We start from the raw sequence: 13,967 nt of genomic DNA on the forward strand, positions 1-13,967 counted from the left end.
CTCAGTGGAGACGCCGCCTCATCGACGGTGGAGACGCCGCCTCATCGACGGGGCCTCGCGGTCTTCGGTCAGCTCGCGAGGCCGACATTCCCTCTCGACACCTAGCGACCCTATGCCTAGCATTCTGGGTATGAGTCCAGGCGACGACTTCCAACCCCGAGGGCCGGCCGAGCGTTGGCTTGACGCAGTGTTCGACGGCCTGACCGGCACCGGGTCGGGCGGTCGGCGGGCGCTGGCCGAGATGGAAGACCACCTGCGGGATTCCGTGGGCGACGGAATCGGGCGCGGACTGGACCGGGCCGAAGCCGAGCGGGACGCCGTCGCACGGTTCGGCTCTCCCGAACGGGTAGCGCGGGGCATCCGGAGCGCTCACCGCAACCTGCTCCGCCCGCTGCTGACCGGCACCTGGTCGCTCGCCGCGGCCGCCGCGTTGACCGTCGGCATCTCCACGACGCTGACCGCCGTCCTGACGATAGTCATCGACGGCCACCTCGACCGCGGCGTGTGCGTCATGGTGAGCGGGACCAGCCCGCCCCACCCGTGCGGCGCCGGCAATGCCTATTACCTCGGGGCGGAGGGTCTCGCGCTGGTGGGCGTCGGGCTGTTCATCCTCGGCGCGTTGGCCCTCCTGTACCCCTGCACCGCCGAGCACGCCATCGCCTGGCTGCCCCGTGCGCGCAGCCTCCTGACAATCGCGGTCCTGTTCGCCCTCGCCAGCCTCTACCTGCTCGGCACGCCCTACACGACCTTCGTTCCCCAGTACAGAGCGGAGTCGATTCTCCTACCGATCGCCTGTGCGGTGGTGGCGACATCGGCCGGCGTACTCGTACCAGTCTCGATGGCCCGGCTCCAGCGACGTCTGGTTGGCCGACAGATCGCGCAGCCGTCTTGACCCGAACCGCGTGCCGTCGGTCGGGGCGCGGCCTCACCCGCCCGCCTCGGCCGACGATCCGACCATGGGTGCTGGCTCGGTCTCGGTGGCGAGATGGCAGGCGACCAGGCTCTCCCGGCGGCCGCCACCGCTGATCACCGGCAGCTCGCGACCGCGGCACAGTTGCAGCCGCGGGTCGTCGGCCGTGAGTGCGCCCGCCACCGGGCAGCGTGGGTGGAACCGGCAGCCGGGCGCGATCGACGTCGGCTCGGGCGGCTCTCCGGACAGCAGTATCGGCGCCCGGTCGGCGACGGTGTCGGGAAGGACGGACAGCAGTGCCCGGGTGTACGGGTGCTTCGGGCGCAGCAGTACCTCCTCGACGCTGCCCAGCTCGACGATCCGCCCGAGGTACATGACGGCGACCCGGTCGGCGATGTTCCAGGCCAGGCCGAGGTCGTGGCTGACGACGAGCGCGGACAGGCCCAGGTCGTTGCGCAGGTTGAGAATCAGCCGCAGGATCTCGCCGCGAACCGAGGCGTCCAGCGACGCCACCGGTTCGTCCGCCACGATCAGCGATGGTTCGAGGGCCAGGGCACCGGCGATGACGACCCGCTGCTGCTGGCCGCCGGACAGCTCGTGCGGGAACCGACTCAGGAAATGCTCCGGTGGCCGGAGCCCGGCGAGGGCGAGAGCGTCCCGTACCCGGACGTTGAGGTCGCTGGTCAGCCCGTGCAGCCGCGGCCCCTCGGCGACGAGGTCGAAGACGTTCTGCCGGGGATTGAGCGCGCCGGCCGGATCCTGCAGCACCAGTTGAGCGTGCCGGCGGTACCGCTTGAGCGCCGAGTTCGAGTACCTCAGCCCGGTACCGCGGTAGTGGACCTCGCCGCTGGTCGGCTTCACCAGGCCCACCAGTGCCCGCGCCAGGGTGCTCTTACCGCAGCCGGACTCGCCGATCAGTGCGACGATCTCGCCGGCGTCCACGGTGAGGTCGACGCCGTCGACCGCGCGGGCCGGGCCCCGGCCACCGCGCGACGGGTAGGTGACCCGCAGCCCCCGGACCTCCAGAATCGCCGCTTGGCCGGCCTGTTGTCCGGCCGGTTGCCCAGCCGTTTGGCCGGCCGACTGTCCGGCCGGTTGCCCGCTGTCGGCCTGCCGTGCCGGGTCTGTCCCGGCACGATGCTCGGTCGGGCGGCTCTCGGCGGGTCGGCTCTCGGTCGGGCGGCCGTCGGCGAGTCGGCTCTCGGCCGGGCGGCTCTCGGCCGAGTCAGTCTTGGCCGGGTCACTCTTGGCCGGGTCACTCTTGGCCGGGTCACTCTTGGCCGGGTCACTCTTGGCCGGGCCGTCCGCCGGCGACGGGACATCACCGGCCACCGCCGGGTCCGGCGCCGCTGCCTCACCCGGATCCGGATACTCCGGCAGGACCCGCAGGCAGGCCGCCTCGCGCGCGTCGCCGGCCGGCCACAGTGTGATGTCCCGGGTCCCGCAGTCCGGCATCACCTGGCTGCACCGGGTCGCGAACGAGCAGCCGGCGGCGACGGCCTGTCCGGGCGTCGGCGGGTCGCCGGGCAGGCCGCCGGGGGCCAGCCGCGACCGCGGGTCGCCGATCCGCGGGAAGGCCCGGGTCAGAGCCTGCGTGTACGGGTGCCGTGGCTGCGTGAACAGTTCGGCCGCCGGCCCGATCTCGACGAACCGGCCGGTGTACATGACTGCCAGCTGCGTACACACGTCGGCCAGTACCGACAGGTCGTGGCTGATCATGATGACGCCGATGTTCGCGTCCGAAACCAGATCCGTGAGCAGCCGCAGGATCTGCGCCTGAACCATGACGTCCAGGGCGGTCGTCGGCTCGTCGGCGATGATGAGGTTCGGCCGGCAGGCCATGGCCATCGCGATCATGACTCGTTGCCGTTGCCCGCCGGACAGTTCATGAGGATAGTCGTCCTGCCGCCGAGCCGGAACCCCGACGCTGTCCAGCAGGTCGGCGGTGCGCCTGCGGGCGACACGTTCGGTCACCTTGTCGTGCAACAGGATCGGTTCGCAGATCTGCTGACCGATCGTCCGCACCGGATTCAGCGCGCTCATCGCGCCCTGGAAGACCACCGACGCCTGCGCCCACCGAACCGCGCGCAACCGGCCCCACGAGGCGGTGCGCAGGTTCTCGCCGTTGAACGTCACGTCGCCGCTGACCTCGGTACCCACGGGCAGCAGCCGGAGCAGGCTCATGGCCATCGTCGACTTGCCGGAGCCCGATTCTCCGGCGACCCCCAGAATCTCCCCGCCGGCAAGGGTGAAGCCGACCTCCCGCACGGCCGGTACGGCGTGCGCCCCCTGCCGGTAGGTGACCGAGAGGTCGCGGACTTCCAGCATCGTCATTACTTCACCATCCGCGGATTCAGAACGTGCTCGACCGCCCGCCCGGTGAGCGTGAAGCCGAGCACGACGATCAGGATCGCCACGCCGGGGGTGAGCAGATACCACCATGCCTCGGCGGTCACCGCGCCCCGGGAGAAGGCGGAATCCAGCATCGATCCCCAGGAGACACTGGTCGGATCGCCGAGTCCGAGGAACGTCAGGGTCGCCTCGGACAGGATCGCCGAGGCGACGGTGAGGGTCGAGGAGACCAGGATCAGCGGCATGACGTTGGGCAGCACCTGCCGTACGACAATCTGACTGTTGCTGGCACCGAGTGCCCGGGCGCGTTCGACGAACGGTCTCGCCTCGACCGCCAGGGTCTGCGCCCGTACCAGGCGGGCGGTCGAGGTCCAGGACGTGACCGCGATGGCGATGGTGATGGACGCCGACCCCTGTCCCAGGACGGCCGACAGCGAGATGGCCAGCGGGAGGCTGGGCAGCGCGATGAACCAGTCGGTGACGTGCATCAGGACCGCGCCGAGCCAGCCCTGGTAGTGCCCGGCGAGCAGCCCGATGGTGCTGCCCAGGATCACCGTCAGAGCGGTCGCGATCACACCGACGGACAGCGAGGCGCGGGCTCCCCAGATCGCGAGTGCCAGGACCGATCGCCCGGATTCATCGGTACCGAGCAGGTAGTGCGCGCTCGGCGGAGCCAGCAGCGGACCGCTCACCTTTGTCACGTCCAACTGGGCGGGACCGATGAACGCCGGTGCCACCAGGGCGAGGACCGCGAACGCGAAGAGGATGGCGACCCCGGCCACCCCGCTCGGCCGGGCGAGAAAGCCGCGGACGAAGCGACGGAACGCGTTGAACGGCGGCGGTTTGGCCGATTCCGCTCGGACCGCGCCGCTCGCGGGCAGCTGACTGGGTCGGGGGTGCCGGATGTCGGCCTGGGTACCGGTCACTGGGCACGCACCCGGGGATCGAGGATGCGGTAGAGGACGTCCGCGACGAGGTTCATGAGGATCACCGATGAACTGAAGATGATGAAGGTGCCCTGCAACAGCGGCAGATCGGGCACCTTGAGGGCCTGGTAGGTCAGGTAGCCCAGCCCGGGCCAGGAATAGACGGTCTCGACGGTGATGGCGCCACCGATGATGCCGCCGATGTGCAGGAAGATCACCGTGACGGTGGGCAGCAGGGCGTTCGGTACGGCGTGCTTACGCCGTACGTCGGCATCGGTCAGGCCCTTGGCCCGCGCGGTCAGCAGGTACGGGCTTCCCAACTCGTCGATGATGGACGACCGCATGATGGTCACGTACTGCGCGAAGACCACCAGTACCATCGTCATGCTCGGCAGCACCAGGTGCCGGACGACGTCGAGGGTGTGCGGCAGTGCTCCCGAGATGGACGGGTCGCTCATCCCGTTGGCGGGCAGGATGCTCGGGATCGGGCCGAGCCCGACGCTGAACGTGACGAGCAGGATCATCCCCAGCCAGAACGTCGGCATCGACCACAGGGTCAGCGACACACCCGACGCGGCCCGGTCGAAGAGACTGCCGTGCCGCCACCCGCTGCGCACGCCGAGCCACAGCCCGAGCGTGACGGAGATCAGGGTCGCGGTTCCCATCAACAGCACCGTCGGCCCCAACCGTGAGCCGATCAGCGAGGCGACCGACTGCTGGAACTGCCAAGACTGGCCGAGCCGGCCGTGCAGGGCGTCGTTGACGAAGTCGATGAACCGCAACCAGATCGGCTTGTCCAGCCCGAGGGACCGGCGCAGCGCTGCCATCTGCGCGTCGCTGGTCGGGTGACCGCGGGTCATCGACTGCACCGGGTCCGCGGGCATCAGACTGAACAGCACGAACCCGATGACCAGCGTGAAGAACAGGCTGGCGACCGCGGCCAGCAGCTTGCGGCCGAGATAGACGAGGAAGGCGTACCGGCCGCGACGTCCAGCGGCTCGACGATCTGCGTGGACAAGGCTTACTCGCGCTCGTCGGCGGTGGACCTGCGCCGCAGCAGCAGTACCGCGCCGGCGGCGATGAGTACCACCACCACCGCGCCCGCGACGAGGTACGTGGTGCGGTGCGACGACGATGCCTTCTGGCTCAGCGGAGCGGCGTCCATCACGAACCAGAAGTACGGCTTGCTCGGGTAGAACCCGTTCGCGTCGGCCTTGCCGGACGTGATGCCCGTCAGCGCGTCCTTGCGGTACGCGACCAGGCCGTTGGGGTAGTAGAGGATCAGGTCGCGGTTCGCCTTGTAGAGGATGTCCTGCATCTGCCCGACGAGCTGCGCCCGCTGGGTGGCGTCGAACGTGTTCACCTGCTGGGCGAACAGCTTGTCGTAGTTCGGGTCGCAGACGAACGCGTCGGTGTTGCCACCCGTACCGTCGTCCTTCGGCAGCGTTCCGCAGGTCTGGATGGACAGCAAATAGGTCGGGTCCGGACCGGTGGGCCAGGAGTCCATGAGCATGTCCCAGTCGCCCTTGGCGAGGTTGTCGTTGAGCTTGCTCATGCTCAGCGTGTCGAGCTTCAGGTCGATGCCGACGTCCTTGAGCCAGCCCTGGAGCAGAGCCGAGATCTGGGCGTCACGCGAGGAGTCGGAGTGGATGCCCAGCCGGATGCTCAGCGGCTTGTGGGTTCGCGGGTCGATCCGCACACCGTCGGGGCCCTTGGCGTACCCGGCCGAGTCCAGCAGCGAGTTTGCCTTGGCCGGGTTGTACGAGACGGCCTCGTCGGCGGACGGGTGCCACTGCCACTGCGGGTACCCGGGCGGCAGGTAGCCCTCGCCGGACACGCCGAGTCCACCCAGCACGTTCGCGGTGATCTTCTTCTTGTCGATGGCGTAGCTGATCGCCTCGCGGACCTGGTCGTTGGCCAGCGCCGGGTTGCCGGTGCCGATCGGCTTGCCGGTGCGGGTCTTCGCGCCGGCGTTGATCTCCACCGCCGTCCATCCGGTGCCGAGTTCCTGGAAGGTCCGCAGGCTGCTGTCGTTCTTGAGCGCGTTGAACTGGTTGGAGTTCAGGCCGTCGTAGTACGCGAGCTGGTTGCTCTTGAGCGCCGCGACGGCCGCGTCGCTGTTCTTGAACTCCTGCACCACCAGGTTGTCGAAGGTCGGGGACTTACCGCCGAGCTTGAAGTCCTTGTTGACGGCGAACTTCTCGTACTGGTCGGTGGTGTAGTTGACCAGTGTGTACGGCCCGTACCCGACGACGGGGAAGGTGTCGTTCTTGTAGTCCTTCAGCCCGGCGACGTGCGATTCCCAGATGTGTTTGGGCACGATCGGGATACCCCAGTGCGGGACGCTGATATAGAGCATGTTCGCCTGCGGCTGCTTGGTCTTGATGACCAGCGTCGTCGCGTCCGGGGCGGTGACCGACGCGACGTTGGCCACCAGAGCGCCGTTGGCGGTCGCCGCGATGTTGTTCGTCATGATCAGGTTAAACGTCCAGGCGGCGTCCTCGGCCGTGATCGGCTGACCGTCGGACCACTTCAACCCGCTCTGGATCTTGTAGGTCCAGGTGAGCTGGTCCGGCGACGTGGTCCAGGAGGTGGCCAGGTACGGTCCCGGCTTGTTGTCCTCGTCGAGGATGTTGAGGGTGGGATAGATGAGCGCGAACGTCTTGAGGCCGCCCTCGAAGTAGGACAGGAACGGGTTCAATGTGTCGATGCCCGAGTCGTCCATGGCGATCGTGAACGTCGACCCGGAGGACGCGCCGACGCTGGGAGTCGGGATGGAGACGATTGCTGCCGCAACTCCGCAGCCCAACACCGCCGCGGCGAGCCGGCGCCGCAGGCCGGGTCGCGTTGGCCGGGTGCCTGTGCCAACCCTCATCTGGTCAATCTCCTTCAATTGTCACAGCCGCGTTCGGCTGCGGGATCAGTCGCTGCAATCTCTGCCCGCGTGGATGTGAGTCCGCGGGAATTCGCTTGTCCGTGTGCGCGCCCCTGGCTCATGATCGGGACCGATGGGTTCGGGTAGCATTCACCGCCGGCATTGCCAACCGCCTTGCCAGACTCCTTGCCGCCGGCCGGGTTTCCTCGGGCCGGATTCCGCGGACCGGATCACCCGGGCCTCCCGCGCGGTCGTCGTCCGGTGTAGTGACCCATTCGTGATCTGAAATGGGGCCGGACCCCTTCCCACCGGGCGGTGGATCGTCTAGACACATTTCGTATCCTGCGGCTATCGCCTATCGCGGTTGAGGAGCGAGTGGATTGCTTGGTAACGACCGGAGCCGCGACGGTGCCACGCCGTTCGCCCGGCCGCCGGCATTGCGACCGGGTGACCGTGTGGCGGTGCTGACGTTGAGCAGTCCCGCGCAGCACGTCCTGCTGGCGGACGGTCTGGACGCGTTGCGCTTCGCCGGCCTCGAACCGGTGGTATATCCCTCCGTGCGCGCCAGCGGCACTGTGCACCCCTACCTCGCCGGCGACGACCGGTCGCGCGCCGCGGAACTGCGCCAGGCGCTGCTGGACGAGTCCATCGCGGGAGTCGTCTTCGCGTGTGGCGGCTACGGGGCTCAGCGCACGCTGGAAGCCATGGACTGGAGCGGCCTGGAGCACGTGGCGCCGAAGGTTCTCTCGGGCTACTCCGACGTCACGGCCATCCTTGAGGCGATCGCCGTCAAGCTGGGGTGGGCGTCGCTGATGAGCGCGATGGTGTGCTGCGGAGAGTTCGCCCAGTCCTACACCTTCTCATCGATGCTGCGCGCCCTCATGTCGCCCGAACGCGTGCGGGAACTCCACTACGGCGAGGCGGTGACGGTGGTCGGCGGGACCGCGCGGGGCACCACCCTCGGCGGCAACCTGGCGCTGCTGGCGTCGTCGGTGGGCACCGACACCTCGCTGCCCGCCCGCGGTGGGATTCTCCTGCTCGAAGACGAGCAGGAAAACGACTACCGCGTGGACAGGATGCTCACGCAACTGCGCCGGTCCGGCTATCTCGACGGGGTGGCGGCGGTGATCGCCGGCTCCTGGTACCAGTGCGGAACGGTGGAGCAGATCCACCCGGTGTTGACGGACCGCCTCGGTGACCTCGGTGTGCCGGTCATCGCGTGGGCGAACGTCGGGCACGGCGGCCGGTTCCAGAGCTTTCCGATCGGGGTACGCGCGGAGTTGGACGCGGACAGGCGGACGCTCCGCCTGCTGGACCCCCCGCTGGTACCGTCCGTCGAAAGGGAGCAACCAGGCATGTCATCGACCGCGAGCCGGGATTGAGGTCGTCGATGTCGGGTCTTGCCAATCAGGCCCTCGGCGACGCCCTCGCCGGCGCCTCGGCCGCCGCCGACCGTGCCGAGCACCGCGCCGGCGTACGCCTGTGTGAACTCACCGAGTTCGGCGACCTGCAAGCGGTGTGCCGGCTCTACAACGAGATCTGGCCTTCGGACCCGAACGATCCACCGATCAACACCGAGCTGTTGCGGGCGCTGACCAAGGCCGGCAATTATCTCGGTGGCGCCTACCACGGCGATACCCTGGTGGGCGCCTGCGTCGGCTTCTTCGGGCCGCCCGCCGACCAGGCGATGCACAGCCACATCGCGGGGGTGGACGCAGGCGCCGCGGCTCGCGGTGTCGGCTACGCGCTGAAGCTGCATCAGCGTGCCTGGGCGCTGGCTCGTGGAGTGCGGACCATTCGATGGACCTTCGATCCACTGGTCCGCCGGAACGCCTACTTCAACCTGGTCAAGCTCGCCGCCACCGCGACCGAGTACCTGCCGAACTTCTACGGCGGCACACTCGACTCGACCGACGGCACCGACGAGAGCGACCGGCTGCTGGTGCACTGGGACCTGGCCGCCGACCGGGTCGCCGCGGCCTGCGCCGGAACGTCGTGGCACGTCGACGCGCGGGCCGCGCTCGACGCCGGTGCGGTCATCGGGCTCGACCGCGGGGACGATGACGCGCCGACCCCCGGCACCCTGGACGGCGAAACTGTACTGGTCGCCGTGCCACCGGACATCGAGACGCTCCGCCGGATCGATCCGGCGCGAGCCAGACACTGGCGGGTAGCGGTTCGCGAGGCGCTCGGCACGCTGATGGCCGGGGGAGCCCGGCCGACCGGGTTCGACAAGGCCGGGTGGTTCGTCGTCACCCGGGGCGGCGCGGGACAGGAGCACCGATGAAGCTGACCGGAGTCGAGCTGCGCCGGATCCGCATGCCTCTGGTGGCACCGTTTCGCACCTCGTTCGGGACCGAGACCGACCGCGACATCCTCCTGCTGCGCGTGGTCACCGAGGAGGCGGAGGGGTGGGGGGAGTGTGTGGCGACCGGCGAACCGCTCTACTCCTCCGAGTACGTCGACGGCGCCGCGGACGTGCTGCGCCGCTATCTCGTACCCGCGATCGTCGACCATCCCCGGTTGGACGCGGTGGCCGTCGGGTCGGTACTGGCTCCGTTCAAGGGGCACCGGATGGCCAAGGCGGCCCTGGAGATGGCCGTCCTGGATGCCGAGCTGCGCGGCCAGGGACGTTCGTTCGGGCGGGAGCTGGGCGCGGTGCGTGACCGGGTGGCCTGCGGCGTCTCGGTCGGCATCATGGACTCGATCGGCGAGCTGCTGGACGCCGTGGAGGGCTACCTCGACGCGGGGTACGTACGGATCAAGCTCAAGATCGAGCCCGGCTGGGACATCGCGCCGGTACGGGCGGTCCGCGAGCGCTTCGGCGACGACGTGCTTCTCCAGGTCGACGCCAACACGGCGTACAGCCTGGCCGACGCGCGCCACCTCGCCAGGCTCGATCCGTTCGATCTGCTGCTGATCGAGCAGCCGCTCGATGAGGAGGACATCCGTGGCCACGCCGAGCTGGCCCGGATCGTCCGGACGCCGGTGTGCCTCGACGAGTCGATCACCTCGGCGGCGATCGCGGCCGACGCGATCCGCCGGGGAGCCTGCGCGATCGTCAATGTCAAGCCGGGCCGGGTCGGCGGTTACCTGGAGGCGCGCCGCATTCACGACGTGTGCGCCGCCCACGGGGTACCGGTGTGGTGCGGCGGGATGCTCGAAACCGGCATCGGGCGAGCCGCCAACGTGGCCCTGGCCGCTCTGCCCGGCTTCACCCTGCCCGGCGACACCTCGGCCTCCGACCGCTATTACCACACCGATGTCACCCCGCCGTTCGTCCTGGACGACGGCCATCTCCCGGTGCCGACGGGCCCCGGCATCGGCGTACAGCCGCTGCCCGACGTGCTCGCGGAGGTGACCGTCGCGAGCGAGTGGCTGCACCGGTAGCGCGCTGCCTTTCGACGGTGTGCTTGGTCTCGGTGTGCCTGGTCTCGCCGTTGGCTATCGCCGTCCGGGCCGGCTCGAGGTGACCCGAGCCGGCCCGGACGGATTGGTGGATGGAGCCCCCAGGCTTACGGGCTCGTGCAGCTGATGTTGCTGGGTGTCTGGGATCCGTCCCCGGAGCCGGTGTACCCGAACGAGGTCGAGGCGCCCGCCCCGAGTGTGCCGTTGTACGCGGCGTTCTTGACCGTGACGGCCCCGCTCGTGCCGCTGTTCACGCCGTTCCACAGGCTGGCGATGCTCTGCCCACTCGGCAGGGTCAGGTGTACGGTCCAGCCGTTGAGCGTGGACGATCCGGCGTTGGTCACCGTCACGCTGGCGTTGAAGCCACCCTGCCAGCTGTTGGCCACCGAGTAGGTGGCGCGGCAGCCGCTTCCACCGCCGCCGGTCGGCGGAGGACTCGTCGGCGGCGCGGTGGTCGGTGGGGTCGTGGTCGGTGGGGTCGTGGTCGGCGGAGGGCTACCGCCGATGCTGACGCTGGAGCTGCCGCTGCCGCCGCCCCATGCCTCGGTCGCCATGATCTGGTAGTTCATCGTGCCCAGGTTCATCCCGTGGCTGGCCCAGGCGTTGACGAAGTTGGAGAAGGTGATGGTCCCGCCACCGGTTCTCTTCGAGGTCCGGATCGCCAGGTACTGCCAGAAGGTCGCGGTGCCCTGGATGGAGGGCTGGTTGACCTGCTGGTGCTTGATGATGGTGTACGTGCCGCCGTCACTGGTCATCGTGCCCATGTTGGTGCCGGCCGTATTCGGCGAGCCGATCCAGTTGTCGATGACGTAGTACTCGACCAGTGGGTTGGTCGACCAGCCGTAGAGCGTCATCAGCGCGGTGCCGCCGGAGCCGTTGAGGCTGCCGGTGTAGCTGATCGTGCGGCTGGTGCTGCCGGGGTTCCAGCCGACGCCGCCGACCCAGTCGCCGATGCTGCTCCAGGTGCTGGAGTAGTTGGTGCCGGAGTTCAGCGTGATACACGATGACCCCTGGCCGTTGTTCCAGAAGGAGTAGTAGTTGCCGCCGTTGGTGCCGGTCTGGGGGGAGCAGATCTGCGTTGCCGCGTTCGCGATGCCGGGCAGGATCGCCGCGGCCAGCGCAGCGGCGCAGGCGCCGCCGATGAGCAGTCGGATGCGGGTGCGTCGGCGGCTTCTGGATCTGACGGGAGCGTCGTTCATGTGCGTGATGCCCTCCTTGTCACGGCTGGCTTCTGGCGACGGCGGACGGGCCGGCCAGGCAGCGCGATTCCGGTGTTTGTGGCAAACCGCGGGGAGCGGGTCGGGATGGCTGATCGTCATCGACAGTTGTCGAACTCTGTCGACGCCGAAAGTATGAGTCGAGCCCGCATCGTTTGACAACAGTTTCCGGAAGATTTGCGAAAACATTCGAGCACGATGTGGATCGTCGCCAGCGCCTGTCGTTTGTGGTCAGGGCTGATTCGCTGCCTGACGGGCAAGAGGGTCCGGTCGATGCTCTGGGCAATCCAGCGGTGGGGCGGCCGGCCGGGCGCTTCCGAAATTTTCGAAGCTTCGGCGTCCTTGGAACTGTCAGACCCGACCGGCACCGACGAGCGGTGGATATGAACGGAAGTGCCAGAGCGCCGCGCGGTCCGGCAGAGTTGCACGAGGTTCTCGCCCTGGCCCTCGCCCGGAAGGGGCCAACCGGCGCCGAGACGTTCGAGTGCGTCGGACGTGGCCCTTGGAAGCGCTAGGTCACCGTCAGGGTCGGCACACGCCTCGTTCCCGTTGTGCGGAGTGGCGTGCGGCATGCCGGTACACCAGAGCTTCCATCGCCGGCCCCCAACCCGCGGTCATCGGGTGAGCGCCCGGCGACCGCGCAGCCGACAACCGCCGTCTGGTCCGACCTACTTGCCACTATCGCCGTTGCGGCCGGTTCCTACTCCCAGGCTCGCAGCAATCACGAGTTCGGCCGTCTCCCGTGCGCGCTTCGCGGGGTCTGCGCTGCGGTCCAGCTGAGCGTCGACCATAGCGCCGTCGTAAAGCAGGCAGAGTTGGTCGGCCGGCTTGCTCACGTCGCGGACGCCGGCCTGCGCCAACAGGCCAGCGAACAACTCTCGCACCCAGCTGCGATGCTGGGCCGTGACCTCTGTCACCGCAGGCTCGGTCCCACATTCGGCGGCGGCGTTGATGAACGGGCAGCCACGATAGTCGGGCGTCTGGAACCACTCACCCAACAGATCGAATACGGCGAGTATCTGATCCTCGGCCCGGCCTGCCCGAGCTCCCAGTTGGGCCTCGACGTGACGACGCCAGTTGTTGCTCCGGTTGTCCAGATATGCCCGGACGAGTTCGCTCTTGCTGCCGAAATTCGAGTACATGCTCGCCTTGGCTGCTTTCGCCTCGGACAGGATCCGTTCGACCCCGATCGCGTTGATTCCCTCGGCGTAAAACAGCCGGTCCGCGGTCCGCAGCAGCCTGTCCCGCGCCGGATGTGGGTAGACGTAGTCCGTCTCAGCGTCCATGGCAGTTGACGATACCAGAATGACCTGTCTACTGTAACTAGACAGGCCTGTCTGGTCCGACCGCACCAGACGGTCTACCTGGTAAGTTCCTTCATCCCATAACACTCAAATCGACACAGACTGGGAGTCTTGATGTCTGACCCGACCTACTTCAACAAGTTCCAAGACCTCGCTTTCGAGCGCACCAGCGACGGCATCCTCACGCTCCGGTTCCAGACCCGCGGCGGTCCGGTCGTCTTCACCGGCCAGACGCACGAGGACCTTCCCAAGGCCCTCGAGGAAGTCGCGCTCGACGCCGACAACAAAGCGATGATCATCACCGGCGCCGGCGATGTGTTCATGGACAACATCGACGGGCCCAGCCTTGGTGAGATCTTCAAGCCCGCGGTGTGGGAGAAGATTCGCACCGAGGGGCTCAATGTGCTGCAGCGGTTGCTCAGCCTGCCGATGCCAGTGATCGGGGTGGCCAACGGCCCAGCGACCGTCCACTCGGAGTACCTGCTGCTGACCGACATCCACATCGCGTCCGAGCGGGCGACGTACGGCGACTTCCCCCACCCCACGTTCGGCATCACGGCAGGCGACGGCCTTCAGGTCGTGTGGGAAGAAGCTGTTGGTACCGCGCGCACCAAGTGGCTGCTGTGGACGGGCGAGACCATCGATGCCACCACGGCCGAACGGTGGGGCGTGGTCAACGAGGTGGTGCCGCACGAGCAGGCGTACGCCCGCGGGTTGGAGATCGCGCGGAAGCTCGCGGCCAAGCCGAGGTTGTACCGATCGCTGCAGAAGCAGACCCTCAACCAGCGGCTACTGCGGCGCATCGTCGAAGGTGTCCCGTTCGGCATGGCCCTGGAAGGTCTGACCGCTGCCGACCTCGCATACCAGCAGCAGCAGTAAAGGTCGTAGCCCGTCGGGGTAGCGGACGCCCCATCCGTGGGGATCCGCTACCCCGGAGCTGACACGCCTTGGCGGGCGATGACCGGGCTCTCGAAT

Annotated in this window: 11 protein-coding genes; 5 read left to right on the top strand and 6 right to left on the bottom strand. The window is 68.4% G+C overall.

What is annotated here, in order from left to right:
- Positions 1-130 precede the first annotated feature (130 nt).
- The gene (locus Raf01_RS17275) at positions 131-892 is read left to right on the top strand and encodes a permease prefix domain 1-containing protein (RefSeq protein WP_203918926.1); all 762 of its coding nucleotides are present in this window, start codon (positions 131-133) and stop codon (positions 890-892) included.
- A gap of 33 nt (positions 893-925) precedes the next feature.
- On the opposite strand, the gene Raf01_RS49600 is transcribed toward Raf01_RS17275, so the two are convergent.
- The 4 genes from Raf01_RS49600 to Raf01_RS17295 are packed head-to-tail and all read right to left on the bottom strand — an operon-like array spanning position 926 to position 7,063.
- Positions 926-3,244, bottom strand: a complete 2,319-nt coding sequence (locus Raf01_RS49600; protein WP_239133678.1) for an ABC transporter ATP-binding protein — start codon at positions 3,242-3,244, stop codon at positions 926-928.
- Complete coding sequence (locus Raf01_RS17285) at positions 3,244-4,188, bottom strand: ABC transporter permease (RefSeq protein ID WP_203918927.1); 945 nt, start codon at positions 4,186-4,188, stop codon at positions 3,244-3,246. Before Raf01_RS17285 ends, Raf01_RS49600 begins: the two co-directional genes overlap by 1 nt.
- The gene (locus Raf01_RS17290; RefSeq protein WP_275412996.1) at positions 4,185-5,324 is read right to left on the bottom strand and encodes an ABC transporter permease; all 1,140 of its coding nucleotides are present in this window, start codon (positions 5,322-5,324) and stop codon (positions 4,185-4,187) included. Before Raf01_RS17290 ends, Raf01_RS17285 begins: the two co-directional genes overlap by 4 nt.
- On the bottom strand, positions 5,210-7,063 hold the full coding sequence (locus Raf01_RS17295) for an ABC transporter substrate-binding protein (protein WP_203918929.1): 1,854 nt from the start codon (positions 7,061-7,063) through the stop codon (positions 5,210-5,212). Before Raf01_RS17295 ends, Raf01_RS17290 begins: the two co-directional genes overlap by 115 nt.
- A 461-nt stretch (positions 7,064-7,524) precedes the next feature.
- Between Raf01_RS17295 and Raf01_RS17300 the strand changes: the two genes are divergently transcribed.
- The 3 genes from Raf01_RS17300 to menC are packed head-to-tail and all read left to right on the top strand — an operon-like array spanning position 7,525 to position 10,453.
- Positions 7,525-8,445, top strand: coding sequence for a S66 peptidase family protein (locus Raf01_RS17300; protein ID WP_203918930.1), 921 nt, complete (start codon positions 7,525-7,527; stop codon positions 8,443-8,445).
- Positions 8,446-8,453: 8 nt separating this feature from the next.
- A complete protein-coding gene (locus Raf01_RS17305; protein WP_203918931.1) occupies positions 8,454-9,350 on the top strand; it encodes a GNAT family N-acetyltransferase in 897 nt (298 codons plus the stop codon).
- The gene (gene menC, locus Raf01_RS17310; protein WP_203918932.1) at positions 9,347-10,453 is read left to right on the top strand and encodes an o-succinylbenzoate synthase; all 1,107 of its coding nucleotides are present in this window, start codon (positions 9,347-9,349) and stop codon (positions 10,451-10,453) included. Before Raf01_RS17305 ends, menC begins: the two co-directional genes overlap by 4 nt.
- 125 nt (positions 10,454-10,578) lie before the next feature.
- On the opposite strand, the gene Raf01_RS17315 is transcribed toward menC, so the two are convergent.
- Positions 10,579-11,670: a glycoside hydrolase family 11 protein gene (locus Raf01_RS17315; RefSeq protein WP_203918933.1), complete on the bottom strand. Its 1,092-nt coding sequence runs from the start codon at positions 11,668-11,670 to the stop codon at positions 10,579-10,581.
- Between the two features lie 686 nt (positions 11,671-12,356).
- On the bottom strand, positions 12,357-12,974 hold the full coding sequence (locus Raf01_RS50560; protein WP_203918934.1) for a TetR/AcrR family transcriptional regulator: 618 nt from the start codon (positions 12,972-12,974) through the stop codon (positions 12,357-12,359).
- A 132-nt stretch (positions 12,975-13,106) separates the two neighbouring features.
- On the opposite strand from Raf01_RS50560, the gene Raf01_RS17325 reads away from it, so the two are divergent.
- A complete protein-coding gene (locus Raf01_RS17325; RefSeq protein ID WP_203918935.1) occupies positions 13,107-13,871 on the top strand; it encodes an enoyl-CoA hydratase/isomerase family protein in 765 nt (254 codons plus the stop codon).
- Positions 13,872-13,967: the final 96 nt, after the last annotated feature.

This window comes from Rugosimonospora africana (assembly GCF_016862975.1).
Taxonomy (GTDB): Bacteria; Actinomycetota; Actinomycetes; order Mycobacteriales; family Micromonosporaceae; genus Rugosimonospora; species Rugosimonospora africana.

Bases quoted from the DNA above. Each gene is read 5' to 3' on its own strand.
- Raf01_RS17275 (WP_203918926.1), top strand. From the start codon at position 131: ATGAGTCCAGGCGACGACTTCCAACCCCGAGGGCCGGCCGAGCGTTGG.
- Raf01_RS49600 (WP_239133678.1), bottom strand. From the start codon at position 3,244: ATGACGATGCTGGAAGTCCGCGACCTCTCGGTCACCTACCGGCAGGGG.
- Raf01_RS17295 (WP_203918929.1), bottom strand. From the start codon at position 7,063: ATGAGGGTTGGCACAGGCACCCGGCCAACGCGACCCGGCCTGCGGCGC.
- Raf01_RS17305 (WP_203918931.1), top strand. From the start codon at position 8,454: ATGTCGGGTCTTGCCAATCAGGCCCTCGGCGACGCCCTCGCCGGCGCC.
- menC (WP_203918932.1), top strand. From the start codon at position 9,347: ATGAAGCTGACCGGAGTCGAGCTGCGCCGGATCCGCATGCCTCTGGTG.
- Raf01_RS17315 (WP_203918933.1), bottom strand. From the start codon at position 11,670: ATGAACGACGCTCCCGTCAGATCCAGAAGCCGCCGACGCACCCGCATC.
- Raf01_RS50560 (WP_203918934.1), bottom strand. From the start codon at position 12,974: ATGGACGCTGAGACGGACTACGTCTACCCACATCCGGCGCGGGACAGG.
- Raf01_RS17325 (WP_203918935.1), top strand. From the start codon at position 13,107: ATGTCTGACCCGACCTACTTCAACAAGTTCCAAGACCTCGCTTTCGAG.